At 64.1% G+C, this 15,295-nt stretch carries 11 protein-coding genes and 1 other RNA gene; 8 read left to right on the forward strand and 4 right to left on the reverse strand.

Going from position 1 to position 15,295, the window contains the following annotated elements; translation table 11 throughout:
- Positions 1-226: 226 nt before the first annotated feature.
- The 5 genes from PEP31012_RS12570 to PEP31012_RS12590 all read left to right on the forward strand — a co-directional run bounded on the left by PEP31012_RS12570 (position 227) and on the right by PEP31012_RS12590 (position 7,049).
- Positions 227-2,203: an extracellular solute-binding protein gene (locus PEP31012_RS12570; RefSeq protein ID WP_150589655.1), complete on the forward strand. Its 1,977-nt coding sequence runs from the start codon at positions 227-229 to the stop codon at positions 2,201-2,203.
- A gap of 42 nt (positions 2,204-2,245) precedes the next feature.
- Positions 2,246-3,301 (forward strand): microcin C ABC transporter permease YejB, encoded by a 1,056-nt coding sequence (locus PEP31012_RS12575; protein WP_150589656.1) that lies wholly within the window; start codon positions 2,246-2,248, stop codon positions 3,299-3,301.
- A gap of 1 nt (position 3,302) precedes the next feature.
- Positions 3,303-4,415, forward strand: coding sequence for an ABC transporter permease (locus tag PEP31012_RS12580; protein ID WP_150589657.1), 1,113 nt, complete (start codon positions 3,303-3,305; stop codon positions 4,413-4,415).
- A complete protein-coding gene (locus PEP31012_RS12585) occupies positions 4,412-6,016 on the forward strand; it encodes an ABC transporter ATP-binding protein (protein ID WP_150589658.1) in 1,605 nt (534 codons plus the stop codon). Before PEP31012_RS12580 ends, PEP31012_RS12585 begins: the two co-directional genes overlap by 4 nt.
- A gap of 301 nt (positions 6,017-6,317) precedes the next feature.
- Complete coding sequence (locus PEP31012_RS12590) at positions 6,318-7,049, forward strand: C40 family peptidase (RefSeq protein WP_150589659.1); 732 nt, start codon at positions 6,318-6,320, stop codon at positions 7,047-7,049.
- Between the two features lie 146 nt (positions 7,050-7,195).
- Here the strand turns inward: PEP31012_RS12590 and PEP31012_RS12595 are convergent, their stop codons facing one another.
- Positions 7,196-8,227 (reverse strand): patatin-like phospholipase family protein, encoded by a 1,032-nt coding sequence (locus PEP31012_RS12595; protein ID WP_425494957.1) that lies wholly within the window; start codon positions 8,225-8,227, stop codon positions 7,196-7,198.
- A 763-nt stretch (positions 8,228-8,990) separates the two neighbouring features.
- On the opposite strand from PEP31012_RS12595, the gene PEP31012_RS12600 reads away from it, so the two are divergent.
- Entirely contained in the window at positions 8,991-10,046 is a 1,056-nt protein-coding gene (locus PEP31012_RS12600; RefSeq protein WP_150589660.1) for an extracellular solute-binding protein, read from the forward strand.
- Positions 10,047-10,267: 221 nt separating this feature from the next.
- Here PEP31012_RS12600 and PEP31012_RS12605 read toward each other — a convergent pair whose 3' ends face one another.
- The 3 genes from PEP31012_RS12605 to trxA form a co-directional block, all read right to left on the reverse strand.
- Positions 10,268-11,269 (reverse strand): tetratricopeptide repeat protein, encoded by a 1,002-nt coding sequence (locus tag PEP31012_RS12605; RefSeq protein ID WP_174978217.1) that lies wholly within the window; start codon positions 11,267-11,269, stop codon positions 10,268-10,270.
- Between the two features lie 193 nt (positions 11,270-11,462).
- Positions 11,463-12,725 carry a transcription termination factor Rho gene (gene rho, locus PEP31012_RS12610; RefSeq protein ID WP_039374656.1) on the reverse strand — a complete coding sequence of 421 codons (1,263 nt, stop codon included), beginning with the start codon at positions 12,723-12,725 and terminating at the stop codon, positions 11,463-11,465.
- A 193-nt stretch (positions 12,726-12,918) separates the two neighbouring features.
- Positions 12,919-13,245 (reverse strand): thioredoxin TrxA, encoded by a 327-nt coding sequence (trxA, locus tag PEP31012_RS12615; RefSeq protein WP_010807316.1) that lies wholly within the window; start codon positions 13,243-13,245, stop codon positions 12,919-12,921.
- A gap of 292 nt (positions 13,246-13,537) precedes the next feature.
- Between trxA and ffs the strand changes: the two genes are divergently transcribed.
- An RNA gene (gene ffs / locus PEP31012_RS12620) (signal recognition particle sRNA small type) lies at positions 13,538-13,636 on the forward strand.
- A 333-nt stretch (positions 13,637-13,969) separates the two neighbouring features.
- The coding region (dnaX, locus tag PEP31012_RS12625; protein WP_150589662.1) for a DNA polymerase III subunit gamma/tau at positions 13,970-15,295 on the forward strand (1,326 nt) is incomplete at its 3' end.

Raw genomic sequence — 15,295 nt, forward strand, 5'->3', positions numbered from 1 at the left:
GTCTTTCAGTGCGGTAACCGCCGGGCTTTTGGGTACAATTGTCGCGCGGTCCGGCCGTGTCGCCAAGCCTCATGCGGGAAATGTGCGTGAGGGCGAGCACAGGCGACGTCACCAGACGTCGCCAAACGCCATCCAACGCCGCTCAATGCTGCGGTGGGCCGAAGGGGAGGGGTCTGGAGGCGTCGGGGCTCCAGGGCTGCCGTTCGCCGACCAACACAGGAGACGCATGAAAGCGCGCACAACACGGCATCCACTCGCGACGCGCGACTCGCTCGCCCGCTTCGTGTCTTCTCTGATCCGCGTGCTGAGCGTCGTTCCCGCCCTCGTTCCGGCGCTCGCCTTGGGCCTGCTGCTCGCGCCGGCCGCGCAGGCGAAGTATGCGATTGCCCAATACGGCGAGCCGAAGTATCCGCAAGGCTTCACGCACTTCGACTACGTCAATCCCGATGCCCCTCGCGGCGGCACGCTCACGCTCGCCAACCCCGATCGCCGCACCAGCTTCGACAAGTTCAATCCGTTCACGCTGCGCGGCACGTCGGCCCCGGGCGTGCTGGGCCTGATGTTCGAGACGCTCGGCGTCGGCAGCGCCGACGAACCCGCCACCGTCTATGGCCTGCTCGCCGACGACATCGCGGTCGCCCCGGACGGCACCTCGGTCACGTTCCACCTCAACCCGGCCGCGCGCTTCAACAACGGCGATACGGTGACGGCACAGGACGTCAAATACTCGTTCGATACGCTGATGAGCCCGCAGGCGTCGCCGGGCTTCAAGGTGATGTTCGCGGACGTGAAGGGCGTGAGCGTACTCGACGCCAGTCGTGTGCGCTTCGACTTCCGTCGCGTGAGTCCCGACCTGCCGCTGCTCGTGGCGACGGTGCCGGTGTTCTCGCCCAAGTGGGGCGCCGACGCGAACGGCAAGCGCAAGGCCTTCGACGCGCTGACGTTCGAGACGCCCATCGCCAGCGGTCCGTATCGGATCGAGTCCTATGACGGCGGACGGCGCATCACCTTCGCGCGCGACCCGAACTACTGGGGCAACGCCCTGCCGGTGCGACGCGGCACCTACAACTTCGAGCGCATCGTCTACAAGCTTTACTCCGATGACATCGTGCGGCTCGAAGGCTTCAAGGCGGGCGAGTTCGACGCGATTACCGAATACCGTGCCCGGAGTTGGGTGCGCAGCTACGTGGGCAAGCGCTTTCGCGACGGCGAACTGATCAAGCGCGAATTCGCACATCACAACACGGCGGGCATGCAGGGCTTCATCCTGAACCTGCGGCGCGACATGTTCCGCGATGTGCGCGTGCGCCACGCGCTGGACCTGGCGCTCGACTTCCAGTGGCTCAATCGTCAACTGTTCTACAACCAGTACCAGCGCATCGACAGCTATTTCACCAACAGCGATCTCGCGGCTCGCGGTCTGCCGAGTGCGGCGGAGCGCAAGCTGCTCGACCCGCTGCGCAAGTCGCTCGATCCGGCCGTGTTCGGGCCGATGGTCGTGCAGCCGACGACGACCCCGCCCGCGAGTCTACGCGAGAACCTGCGTCAGGCGCGCGAGCTGCTGGCGCAGGCGGGCTGGACGTATCGCGACGGCGCGCTGCGCAACGCGAAGGGTGAGCCGTTCGTGTTCGAGTTTCTCGACGACGGCGGGGCGATGGGGCCGATCGCCTCGGCGTACGCGCGCAATCTCGCGAAGCTGGGCATCACGCTGAACTTCCGCACGAGCGACTTCGCGTTGTATCAGAAGCGCCTGGAAGCGTTCGACTTCGACATGATTTCGCTGCGATATCCCGATTCGCAAATTCCGGGTACCGAACTGCTCGATCGCTTCGGCAGTCAGTCTGCCGATGTGGAAGGCTCGGATAACGCCATCGGGCTGAAGGATCCGGCAGTCGACGCGCTCGTGGCCGATCTCGTGCGTGCGCATACCTACGACGACCTTCTGGCCGCCGCGCGTGCGCTCGACCGCGTGCTGATGCACGGCTACTACATCGTGCCGCACTGGTTCTCGTCCACGCACCGCATGGCCTACAAGCAGTATCTGCACTTCCCGGACAAGTTGCCGCTGTACTACACCGCCGAAGGCTGGCTCGTCTCGACATGGTGGGATTCGCGCGTGGGGCCGGCCAAGTCGGCAACGCCGGGGGCGCCTGCGGCCTTGGCGCCGTCCGCTGCGTCGAGCCCCGCCGCCCCGTCCCGATAGGTCGTCACTGCGTCAGGTACCAACAGGAGCTGCCCCCCAACCATGTGGTCCTACATCCTCAAACGCCTGCTGATCATGATTCCGACGCTGCTCGGCGTGATCACGCTGACCTTCGTGGTCATTCAATTCGTGCCGGGCGGCCCGGTCGAGCAGGTGATGCTCGAACTCAAGGGCCGTGGCGGCGGCGGGGAGGCCAGTGGCGGCGGCACCGCGAGCGAGTATCGCGGCCGGCGCGGTATCGACCCGCAGCAACTGGCCCAGATCAAGGCGCTGTATGGCTTCGACAAGACGCCGGCCGAGCGCTACTGGTTCATGCTCAAGCGCTTTGCGAAATTCGATCTCGGCCAGAGTTACTTCCATCACCAGAGTGTGTGGTCGCTCATCGTCTCGAAGTTGCCGGTGTCGATTTCGCTCGGCTTGTGGACGTTCTTCCTCACGTACTTGATATCGGTGCCGTTGGGCATCGCCAAGGCGGTGCGCAACGGATCCCGATTCGACACGCTCACGAGTCTGGTCGTGCTCGTCGGCTACGCGATCCCGGGCTTCGTGCTCGGGGTGTTGCTGCTGGTGCTCTTCGGCGGTGGCACGTTCTGGCAGGTGTTCCCGCTGCGTGAGCTCGTCTCCGACAATTGGAGCGACTTGTCGTGGCCGGCGAAGATCACTGACTACCTGTGGCACATCACGCTGCCGGTGACGGCATCGGTCGTGGGGAGCTTCGCGGTCGTCACGATGCTCACCAAGAATGCGTTCCTCGACGAGATCCGCCGCCAGTACGTGCTCACCGCGCGCGCCAAGGGGCTGTCCGAGCGCAAGGTGCTGTTCAAGCATATCTTCCGCAACGCGTTGATTCCGCTCATCACCGGCTTCCCGTCGGCCTTCATCGGCGCGTTCTTCGCGGGCAGTCTGCTGATCGAGACGCTGTTCTCGCTCGATGGGCTGGGTCGCCTGTCGTATGAATCGGTGCAGCGCCGCGACTATCCGGTCGTGCTCGGCTCGCTGTACCTGTTCACGCTCATCGGCCTGGTGACCAAACTCATCTCCGACCTGTGCTACGTCCTGGTCGACCCGCGTATTCAATTCGATCGACTGGAGCACTGACGTGACCCGATCCGCCACGCCATCGCCACGCCCGTCATCGTTCGCCGCATCGCGCCCGCCCTCGGCATCGCGCTCGCCGCGCTGGCGTGTGTGGCGGCGCTTTCGCAATCAGCGACTGGGCTACTGGAGCCTCGTCGTGTTCGTCGTGCTGTTCGGCATCAGCCTCTTTGCCGAGGTGATCGCCAACGACAAGCCGTGGGTCGTTCGCTACGAGGGACACTGGTATTTCCCGCTCGTGAAGACGTATCCCGAGTTGACCTTCGGTGGCGATTTTCCGACGCCCACCGATTACCTCGATCCGTTCATCGAAAAACGCATCCGCGCGGGCAATAACTTCGCGATCTATCCGCCGGTGCGCTATCACTACGACACCATCAACTATTTCGCGACGGCACCCAATCCGGCGCCGCCGTCGTCGGAGAACTGGCTGGGCACGGACGACCGCGGCAGGGATGTCTTCTCGCGCTTGCTGTATGGGTTCCGCCTGTCGGTGATCTTCGCGCTGGCGCTGACGGTGTCCGGCACGTTGCTCGGGGTGCTGGCCGGCGCCGTGCAGGGGTTCTACGGCGGGCGCATCGACCTGACGCTGCAACGCCTGATCGAGATCTGGGGATCCTTGCCTGAGCTGTACCTGCTCATCATCTTTGCGTCGATCTTCGAGCCGCACCTGTGGCTGCTCTTCGTGCTGCTCTCGCTGTTCGGCTGGATCGGCCTGTCGGATTACGTGCGCGCCGAGTTCCTGCGCAATCGTCAGCTCGATTACGTGCGCGCGGCGCGGGCGATGGGGCTCTCGAACTGGCAGATCATCCGGCGTCACGTGCTGCCCAACAGCATGACGCCGGTCATCACGTTCCTGCCGTTCCGCATGAGCGGGGCGATTCTCGCGCTCACGAGTCTCGACTTTCTCGGGCTTGGCGTGCCGCCACCGACGCCCAGCCTGGGCGAGCTGCTCAATCAGGGCAAGGCGAATCTCGATGCGTGGTGGATTTCGCTGGCGACGTTCGTGGTGCTCGTGCTCACGCTGTTGTTGCTCACGTTCATGGGAGACGCCTTGCGCAATGCGCTCGACACACGGGTCGCGGACAAGCAGGCCGCCGCCGGGGGGGCGATGTGAGCGCACCGCTACTCAGTATCGAAAACCTGTCGGTGCGCTTCGGTGACACCGAGGCCGTGAAGGACATCAGCCTGGCCATCGGGCGTGGCGAGCGGGTTGCGCTGGTCGGCGAGTCGGGCTCGGGCAAGAGCGTGACGGCGCTGGCCATTCTGCGCCTGTTGCAGGATGCACAGGTACAGGGCCGCATCATGCTCGACGGCGTCGACCTGGCCAGCGTGAGCGAGCGCGAGATGCGTGGGCTGCGTGGCAACGATATCGCCATGATCTTCCAGGAGCCGATGACCGCGCTCAATCCGCTCTATTCGATCGGCGAGCAGATTGCCGAGGCGCTCGAGTTGCACGAAGGGCTCGTCCCCAAGGAGGCGAAGGCACGTGCAGTGGAGCTGCTGCGCCGCACGGGCATTCCCGAGCCGGAGCGCCGGGTGTCGCATTTTCCGCACGAGTTGTCGGGCGGACAACGCCAGCGCGCGATGATCGCGATGGCGCTAGCGTGCCGGCCCAAGCTGTTGCTGGCCGACGAACCGACCACGGCGCTCGATGTCACCATTCGTGCCCAGATCATCGAGCTGTTGCTGGAGTTGCAACGCGAAGCGGCCGAGACGCGTGGCATGGCGGTGCTGCTCATCACCCACGACTTGAACCTGGTGCGGCGTTTCGCGCAACGCGTCGCGGTGATGGAGAAGGGCGTCCTCGTGGAATGTGCCGTCACCGAGACGCTTTTCACCAATCCGCAACATCCTTACACGCGCAAGCTGCTCGACAGTCGTCCGCAGCGGGAGATTCATCCGGTGTTGCCGATCGCACCGGTGTTGCTAGAAGCGCGCGGCGTAGCGGTCGACTACGCGACCTCGCAGCCGGGGCTACGCGGCTGGTTCGGGCGCGGACGGTTTCGCGCGGTGCATCCGCTCGATCTGGCGCTGCGTCAGGGCGAGACGCTGGGTGTGGTGGGCGAGTCGGGTTCCGGCAAGTCGACGCTCGCCATGGCGTTGCTCGGGCTTCAGCGAGCGAGCGAGGGGCAGATCGAATTCCAGGGCGAGCCGCTCAGCGCCTATCGCGGCAAGGCGCAACGCATGCTGCGCTCGCGCATGCAGATCGTGTTCCAGGACCCGTTCGGCTCGTTGTCGCCGCGCATGACCATCGAGGAGATCGTGGGCGAAGGGCTTGCGCTGCATCGGCCGCAACTGACCGAAGACGAGCGGCGAACGCGCGTGGCGGACGTGTTGCACGAAGTCGGGATCGACGCGCGCGCCATGTCGCGCTATCCGCACGAATTTTCTGGCGGACAACGGCAGCGGATTGCGATTGCGCGCGCCCTGGTGGTCGACCCGCAGTTGATTGTGCTCGACGAGCCGACCAGCGCGCTCGACGTGTCCATTCAGCAGCAGGTGCTCCATCTGCTCGCGCAACTGCAGATCAAGTACAACCTGAGCTATCTCTTTATCAGCCACGATCTCGCCGTCATGCGGGCGATGGCGCACCGCGTGCTGGTCTTCAAGGATGGGTATCTGGTCGAGCAGGGAGAAACGGAGTCGGTGTTTTTCGATCCGCAAAACGAGTACACGCGCGCATTGGTCGCGGCAGCCATGTTGTCGGGCGCATGACGTCCCGGTGAAATATCACGCAACGTCGCCGAACATCGGCTAAATCGCAAAGGCTTGATTGCTAATGAAAATTTTCTGATTGTGCTGATTGTTTTTTTCTATTACCTTTTGACATCATGTGACGTTCACATTACTATCGCGTACCAATTAAGTTGAATATTCAACGAGTTAACAGTCAGTCAAGACGACGGGTTCGGTGGTGGGTCAGCCGGGCATAACTCGAAGGCGTTCGACACGGCAGTATCCTGTTGCACCTTACGAGCGACTCATCGGCCATCCGACACACTCAAACCGGCGACTAATGCAGACGATCCCTCCGCGCATCCGCAAGACACTCCTTCTCGCGTTTACTGCCGCCGGCCTCGTCACCGCCTCGTTCACGGCGCAGGCAGACGACTACAACAACGGCCCGACCGCCGCCGCACGTGCGGCCGCCGCTACCCTTCAGGCAGGCGGCTCGTTCAGCGCTGCTCAGAATGTCGCTGCGAACGTCGCCGCGAACCCGGCTACGTCGGGCGCGTCTGACGCCGCCCCGCAGGCACCGGTGGAAGAGTCGCGGGTGCAACGCGCGCAGAAGCTGCTCTCGAACGTGACCGACAAGGCCTCGGACGTGGTGCTGGGCGCGTTGAACTACATCGGCGTGCGCTACAAGTACGGCGGCAATACCCCGGACAGCGGTCTCGATTGCAGTGGTTTCGTGCGTTATGTGTTCCAGGACACGCTCAACTTCATGCTGCCGCGCCGTGCGGAAGAGATGAGTCAGGTGGGTGAGCGCATCGCCAAGAACGATCTGAAGCCGGGCGATCTGGTGTTCTTCAATACGATGCGCCGCAGCTTCTCGCACGTCGGTATCTATATTGGCGGCGACAAGTTCGTGCATGCCCCGGCCACCGGCGGCAAGATTCGTGTGGAAGACCTGCGTGAATCGTACTGGTCGGCCCGCTACAACGGCGCCCGTCGCGTCGAAACCCTCAAGGCCAGCGCTGAGCTGACGCGTGTCGAGCAGCTCTTCAAGAACGACCACCCGATGTAAGCGTTCGATGTCCGCGGCGTTGGCGGATATCAAGACGAGACAGCAAAAAGAATTGCCGCCCAGTGGGCGGCAATTCTTTTTCAGGGGCTGGATTGCGGCGCTTGGCCAGACGCTTCGGACGCTTGGCGGGTCCGAAGCGGCTTCGCTCAGCGTGAGGCTTGCGGCATGCCGCGCGTGGCTTCCGCCTGCGCTTCGGCCAGCTTGCGCTGAATTTGCGGCCACATCGCGGCAACCGCTTCCTCGCCGGCCAGAATGGCGCGATTACGGCCCTGGAAGTCCGAGGCACCCATCTTCGCCAGTGACGGGCGAATCACCACGTCCGCGTTCTTCTCCAGCTCGTACTGCTTGATCGACTGCCCCATGATCGTGAACGTCTGCATGAGGATGTCGAACTGGCCTTGCGTGGCCTGTGCGGTCGGGTTGGCCGAAATGTCGACGGCAATCACGAAGTCGGCCCCCATCTGGCGGGCATACTCGGCGGGCACCGGCGCGACCAGGCCGCCATCGACATAATCGCGCGTGCCGATATGCACAGGCTCGAATACGCCCGGCACGCTGCTCGACGCCCGCACGGCTTGGCCGGTATTGCCGCGGCGGAACAGGATCGGCGCGCCGCTCTGCAAATCGGTGGCGACGATGCCCAACTGGCGCGGCATCTGCTCGATCGGACGATCCTTGAGAATCTTGTTGACGTAAGACTGGAGGGCTTCGCCGCGCAGCATGCCGCGCGAGCGGAACGGCATCGTCCAGTCGCTGATCGACGCTTCGTCCATCGTCGACGCCAGGCGATTGAGCTGGAAGCCGTTCATGCCGGAGGCGTACATCGCACCGACGACGCTGCCCGCACTGGTGCCGACCACGATGTCAGCGTGGATGCCGCGGGCCTCCAGCGCCTTGATGACGCCCACATGCGCAAACCCGCGCGCCGCGCCGCCGCCGAGCGCGAGACCGATCTTCAGCGGTCGGACGATCTTCGGCGGCGCTGCCGGGGTGGCGGGGGCCGTCGGTGTCTGCGCGGTCGACGACGTGCTGTCGGCGGAGGTCACGGGCGCGTTGCCTGTCGGGGCGCTCGCACACCCGGCCAGCACGGCGGCCACGGCGAGTGCGCTCAAGGCTGTACGGGGTTTGGCGGCGAGCGTGACACCCGCGTTGGCGTGAATCGGCGCGACGGGGCGCAAGAGGGGGCGCAAGAGCGAGAGCGAGCGGGGCCGCGCAAGGGCGGGGGTGCCGTGGGCTGTCGGTGTGACAGGGCGGCGTAGCTTTCGAATCAACGACAACAAAGGGAAACTCCGGCAGGGTACGACAAACGCGCGTGGCGCCTTCGATCTGGGAGATGGCAGGCTACCGGCGTGCGTCAACGTGCAATTTTACGGCGGTTGGAGCCGCGCGGGCGCAATTCGGTTCACTTTTCGAGGAGACCGTCGAGAAGCGCGCACACGACAGGAACCTTTGGCGGGGTGCCTCGTCTTATCAGCCGCAACCGACAGGGCGCGCCAGGGGCGGGTGCCTTCTGTTCCCAAGTGCGGCAGCCTTGAGCGTTTGACGGTCTGGCTCCCGCATCACCGCATCACCGCATCACGGCATCACGGCATCACGGCATCACGGCATCATGGCGTCATGGCGTCATGGCGTCATGGTGCTTCGGCGCTGAGGCGCTACCGCGCCACTGCGTCACCGAGCCACCGAGCCACCGAGCCACCGAGCCACCGAGCCACCGAGCCACCGAGCCACCGCGTCACCGAGCCACCGCGTCACTGTGCCACTGTGCCACTGTGCCACCGCGCTACGACGCTACGACGCTACGGTGCCACCGTGCATCCCCTCCCGCCCGCTTCTCACAACGAAGATGCAAAATAACGAGAATGGGAATCATTTGCAATATTGCGCATCTTTCATTATGCTGTTCCTCTCTACGAAACCACGACAGCGGGGGAATGGCCCATGAAGGTGAAGACGATCGGCACACTGGTACGACTGACGGTACTTGGCACGTTGATGGGGGCGACACTCGGCGCGCAGGCCGACACCGCTGGCGTGCTGAATCTTTACTCGGCGCGTCATTACCAGACGGACGAGCAGCTTTTCGGTGCCTTCACGCGGCAGACCGGCATCAAGATCAACCGGATCGAAGCGGACGACGCGGCGCTGCTGGAGCGGTTGAAGAGCGAGGGCGCGAAGAGTCCGGCGGACGTGATTCTGATGGTCGACGCGGCGCGTCTGGCGAAAGCCGACGAGGCGGGACTGTTCCAGCCGACCCGCTCCGCGACGCTCGACGCCCGCATTCCGGCCAAGTTGCACGCCGCGAGCACGACGGCCGGCACGGACTGGTACGGCTTTTCAACACGGGCGCGTGTAATCGTCTACAACAAGGACAAGGTCGACCCGAAGACGGTGCAGACGTACACCTCGCTCGCCGATCCGTCGCATAAGGGGCAAGTCTGCACTCGCTCGGGCTCGCATCCCTACATGCTCTCGCTGGTGGGCGCGCTGATCGCGCGTGAGGGCGCACAGGCGACGCAGCAATGGGCCGAGGGCATGGTGGCGAACTTCGCGCGCGCGCCGCGCGGCGGCGACACCGACCAGATCAAGGCCGTGGCGACGGGGGAGTGCAGCGTGGCGCTGGCGAATTCTTACTATTACGTGCGCATGGCGCGCTCGGAGAAGCCTGAGGACAAGGCGCTGATGGGCAAGGTCGGCTTGATCTGGCCGGATCAGGCGGGCAAGGGCACGCACGCGAATGTGGCGGGGGCGGGCGTTGCCCGGCACGCACCGAACCCGGCCAATGCCGTGAAGTTCCTGGAATATCTCGCGAGCGACGAAGCGCAACAATACTTCGCGAACGGCAACAACGAGTGGCCGGCTGTGCCGACGACTCGGGTCGACAACCCGGCGCTCGCCGCGCTTGGTCAATTCAAGGCGGAAGCGGTGCCCATCGGCACCATCGCGAAAAGCCTGCCGGAAGCGCAGCGGATTCTCGATCGCGCCGGCTATAAGTGAGGCGATGCGGTAAGGGCTACTCGGTAAGGCGACACGGTTGGGCTAGGCGGCAAGGCTGCGTGGTAAGGCGATGTCGTCAGGCGATGTGTGATCGTGGGCGCTTGATGCGCCTGCGATCGTTCGTATCGATTCGCAGAATCAAAAAGGGCACCGGCGGAATTCCGGTGCCCTTTGTCGTTCAGGGGCGCCATCGGCGAGATCGATGCGCCTGATTCATACGCTTAGTCGATATCGTCGCCCGGCTGATACATGTGGTAGTCGCCCGTGGCATAGACGCCCTTGTAGGGCGTGGGCGACTCCTCGTCGTGATCGACCGGATGCGTCTCGGCGATGCGCAGCGAGTCGCGCACCTGTGGCGGCTCGCACTCCGCGATCAGGCGCAGGGCTTCCGCGGCATCCTCGGCCACCACATCGTAGGTCGTGACGAACTCGGGGGGCGGGCCATCCGGGTCTTCGTCTTCCAGCGGCTCGTACCAGTGACCCTCCACGATCAGATGCATCACCTGTGCCGTGTCCGACTGCGCGTCGCGCGCGGCGCGCAGTGCCCACAGGGCGGTATCGCTCCACTTGTAGCGCTGCACGGCCTCCAGCGCGGACGCGAGCGCCTTGTCGTTGTCGCCCGACTGCTTGTACGCGAGCGAAAGCTCGGCGAGCACATCGGCCATCGTCACGTTGCTGCCTTCGTCGTCGTGCTCGTGCTTGTGCAGCGATTCGTAGGTCGCAATGGCGGCCTTCGGCTCGCCTTGCGCATTGAACAGGTGCATGCGCAGCGCGATGGCGTTTTCAATGAAGGCGCGTCCGGCCTGCGCAAGGTGCGGGCTCTCGAACACACGGTCGAGACGCGTCTGCGCCGTCGTGAAGTCGCCATGGCGGGCGAGGGCGTTGGCATGGTTGAAGTCGACGATGACGAGGTCTTCATCGGGGGCGCAATTGCCGGCGGCTTCGTATGCTTCGATGGCGGCGGGGAAGCGCCCCAGGTCGGAGCGGTAGTTGCCGAGCAGTTGCCAGAGCAGCCAGACGCCCGGCGCATGCGCGACACCGGCTTCCAGGGTGGCCACGGCCTGTTCCATGTCGTCCATGTCGGCGTAGGCCATCGCCTGCACCTCATAGGCGCCCGAGTACTGCATCGACCCGAGCCGTTTGCCGATCTCCAGTGCCGACTCGGGGTCGCCGGCTTCGAGGTGGGCAAAGGCTTCCGCCATCAAATCGTCTTGCTCGGACATTGCAAACTCTCCTTCGGGTACCACGGTGGGGGAAGGCGTGCCAGCGGCCAGTGCGCGGTGCCGTTCCATCATATAACAGTCATCGTGACCGCCCGCACGGCCGCGGCTCGGGCGGGCGGCGCAAGGGGGCGGTGCAAAGAAAAAGCCGCGACACGCGGGTCGCGGCTTTTTCTCGTGATGCGCAGGGGCGGAATCAGCCGCCGCGGCGCATCAGGTCGAAGAACTCGGCGTTGTTCTTCGTCTGCTTGATCTTGCCAAGCAGGAATTCCATGGCTTCGGCCTCGTCCATGTCGTAGATGAGCTTGCGCAGCACCCAGATCTTTTGCAGGATTTCCGGCTTGATGAGCAGCTCTTCGCGACGCGTACCCGACTTGTTCAGGTTGATCGCCGGGTAGACGCGCTTTTCCGCGAGACGACGCTCGAGGTGCACTTCCATGTTGCCGGTGCCCTTGAATTCTTCGTAGATCACGTCGTCCATGCGGCTGCCGGTTTCGATCAGCGCCGTGGCGATGATCGTGAGCGAGCCACCTTCTTCGACGTTACGCGCGGCACCGAAGAAACGCTTCGGGCGCTGCAGGGCGTTGGCGTCCACACCGCCAGTGAGCACCTTGCCCGAGGCCGGGATCACGGTGTTGTAGGCGCGGGCCAGGCGCGTGATCGAATCGAGCAGAATGATCACGTCCTGCTTCATTTCGATCAGGCGCTTGGCCTTCTCGATCACCATTTCGGCGACCTGCACGTGACGCGTGGCGGGCTCGTCGAACGTCGAAGCGACCACTTCGCCTTTCACCGAGCGCTGCATTTCGGTCACTTCTTCCGGGCGCTCGTCGATGAGCAGCACAAAAAGCTTGGCTTCCGGATGGTTGGTGGCAATCGCGTGAGCGATGTGTTGCAGCATCACGGTCTTGCCCGACTTCGGCGACGCCACCAGCAGACCGCGCTGGCCCTTGCCGATGGGGGCAATCATGTCGATGATGCGGCCCGTCACGTTCTCTTCACCGCGAATGTCGCGCTCGAGCAGCAGCGGCTTGTTCGGGTGCAGCGGCGTGAGGTTCTCGAACATGATCTTGTGTTTCGAGGCCTCGGGCGGGTGGTCGTTGACCTTGTCGACCTTCACCAGCGCGAAATAGCGCTCGCCGTCCTTCGGCGTGCGCACTTCCCCTTCGATCGTGTCACCGGTATGCAGGTTGAAGCGACGGATCTGCGACGGGCTGATATAGATATCGTCCGTGCTGGCCAGATACGACGTCTCAGGCGAGCGCAGGAAACCGAAGCCATCCGGCAGCACCTCGAGCGTACCGTCGCCATAGATGGTTTCGCCGGTCTTTGCGCGCTTCTTCAGAATGGCGAACATCAGCTCCTGCTTGCGAAGGCGGTTTGCGTTCTCGATCTCGAGACCGTTCGCCATTTCAAGCAGTTCGGAGACGTGCTGGGACTTTAGTTCGGATAAATGCATACGGAGGTGCCGTCCGTTGGACGACAAGTGAAGGATCAGGGAAAAGTGAGCGAACGCTCGAAGAACTTTGGGATGCTTGTTGCCGGATTATATAGCAAGCAGCGTCACGCGCAAGCACTGCGCGGCTTGCCCGGTGCCGGGCTGTCGCACTGCGGCGACAAAGGCCCCGGCACCTGCCGTCACTGGCTGGGGATTACAGATGCTGGTCGAGGAAGGCGGTCAGTTGACCCTTCGCGAGCGCACCGACCTTCTGGCCTGCGACGGCGCCGTTCTTGAACAGGATCAGCGTCGGGATGCCGCGGATGCCGAACTTGGCCGGCGTGGCCTGGTTGTCGTCCACGTTCATCTTGGCGATTTGCACCTTGTCGCCGTATTCCTTCGCCACGTCTTCCAGGATCGGGGCGATCATCTTGCACGGACCGCACCATTCCGCCCAGAAGTCGAGAAGCACCGGCTTGTCGGAATTCAAAACGTCCGCGTCGAAGCTGGCGTCGGAAATGTGCTTGATTTGTTCGCTCATGAGTATTGTTGCCTCGTCTGACTATTCGGAAACGTCTGGCGAAAACAGCGCGCTTTCACCGACGCCGGAGATGTCACCCGGCTTTTCCGGGCGTGCATTCTCCATATGGAGGCTGCAATCGCGTGCTTCAATAGCGTTCGCCAATGCAGTTTGTGCTCATCTTAGCGGAAATCGCAAACGCATGTGCGTCGTGCCTGAGCGCGCCGCGACGTGGCCGCCGCGAGCGCGCGCGTCTCACAATCGCTCGCGTCGGGCTTCTGTTGACGCGCCGACTCTGGTAGAATCTTTTCCTGACGGGCCTCCTCGCATGGTGGCGCGGCCAATCTGGTCAGGTCGGGAACGAAGCAGCCACAACCGTTTTCTGCCAGTGCCGAGGGTCAGGCTCGTCACCTACCTCCTTGTTTTATCGATGTTCTCCGCGCGTTCCGCGCACTTTCCGCTTCTGCTTCCCCCTCTCGCGTGCCGTGGCAATCGGTCGCTCACCGCGATGAATGGGTATGACGGCGCCGTCGCTCGTCGATGATCCCGGCGATGGTTGCCAGTCTGCGCCTGCGTCTCGCCAACACCGTTTCACCGCGTATCGCGTGGACCGGATGGGCTTGGTAGAATCGCGCAACATTTTTTTCTATCGCACCGATAGCCTGCCGGATTTTGCGCTCGGACAGCGCCCGATCGGACGGCGACATCGGTGCGGACGCTCAACGCCGAACTGTTACAATTTGGCATGACCTATCAAGTACTCGCGCGCAAATGGCGCCCCAAAGGCTTCTCGACCCTGGTGGGCCAGGAGCATGTCGTGCGTGCGTTGACGCACGCGCTCGAGCAACAGCGTTTGCATCACGCCTACTTGTTTACCGGCACGCGTGGCGTGGGCAAGACAACGCTCTCGCGCATTCTGGCCAAGGCGCTCAATTGCGAGACGGGGATTACGGCCGAGCCGTGCGGCGTGTGCAAGGCCTGCCGGGCGATCGACGAAGGGCGCTTCGTCGACTACGTCGAAATGGACGCGGCATCGAATCGCGGCGTCGACGAGATGACGTCGTTGCTCGAAAAGGCCGTCTACGCGCCGGCGGACGCCCGCTTCAAGGTCTACATGATCGACGAGGTGCACATGCTCACGGGGCACGCGTTCAACGCGATGCTCAAGACGCTCGAAGAGCCGCCCGCGCACGTCAAATTCATTCTGGCGACGACCGATCCTCAGAAAATTCCGGTCACCGTGCTCTCGCGCTGCCTGCAATTCAATCTCAAGCAGATGCCGGCCGGGCACATCGTGTCGCATCTCACGACCATTCTCGGCGAGGAAGGGATCGAGAACGAGCCGCAGGCGTTGCGTCTGCTCGCCAAGGCGGCCGGCGGCAGCATGCGCGACGCGTTGTCGCTCACCGATCAGGCCATTGCCTATGCCGCGGGGCCCCTGACCGAGACGGCCGTGCGCGGCATGCTCGGTGCGATCGATCAGAGCGTGCTCGTGCGGCTGCTCGACGCCCTCAAGGACGAATCGCGTACCGACCTGCTGGCCGTGGCCGACGAAATGGCCGAGCGCAGCTTCTCGTTTGCGGCGGGATTGCAGGATCTTGGCAGCTTGCTGCACAAGATCGCCCTGGCGCAATACGCCCCCCAAGCCGTGTCGGACGACTGGCCGGAAGCGGCGGACGTGCGACGTCTGGCCGACGCATTGTCGCCCGAGGCCGTCCAACTGTATTACCAGATTGCCACGCGCGCACGCGGTGAACTCAGCCTCGCGCCCGACGAATACACCGGGTTTTCGATGGCGCTGCTGCGTATGGCTGCGTTTACCCCGTTGCTCGCGGGCGGCACGCTCGCGGAGCCACCGACGCCGCGGGCGGCAGGCACCGCCACGCGGGCGGCGGCCTCCGCCGCTGCACCATCGCGCGCCCCGAGCGCAGACACGGGGCGCGCCTCGCCCTCATCGCCCTCATCGCCCTCATCGCCAGCTTCGGCAGCTTCGGCCTCGTCGGGGGCCTCGGCGTCGTTTGCGCCGAGCGCGTCCGCAGCGCCGGCCGCACAGCCCGAGGCGCGCCGCGCC

It is taken from the genome of Pandoraea eparura (genome assembly GCF_902459725.1).
Lineage (GTDB): Bacteria > Pseudomonadota > Gammaproteobacteria > Burkholderiales > Burkholderiaceae > Pandoraea > Pandoraea eparura.

Coding starts and splice junctions, on each gene's coding strand:
- PEP31012_RS12570 (WP_150589655.1), top strand. CDS start 227: ATGAAAGCGCGCACAACACGGCATCCACTCGCGACGCGCGACTCGCTC.
- PEP31012_RS12575 (WP_150589656.1), top strand. CDS start 2,246: ATGTGGTCCTACATCCTCAAACGCCTGCTGATCATGATTCCGACGCTG.
- PEP31012_RS12590 (WP_150589659.1), top strand. CDS start 6,318: ATGCAGACGATCCCTCCGCGCATCCGCAAGACACTCCTTCTCGCGTTT.
- PEP31012_RS12600 (WP_150589660.1), top strand. CDS start 8,991: ATGAAGGTGAAGACGATCGGCACACTGGTACGACTGACGGTACTTGGC.
- PEP31012_RS12605 (WP_174978217.1), bottom strand. CDS start 11,269: ATGTCCGAGCAAGACGATTTGATGGCGGAAGCCTTTGCCCACCTCGAA.
- rho (WP_039374656.1), bottom strand. CDS start 12,725: ATGCATTTATCCGAACTAAAGTCCCAGCACGTCTCCGAACTGCTTGAA.
- trxA (WP_010807316.1), bottom strand. CDS start 13,245: ATGAGCGAACAAATCAAGCACATTTCCGACGCCAGCTTCGACGCGGAC.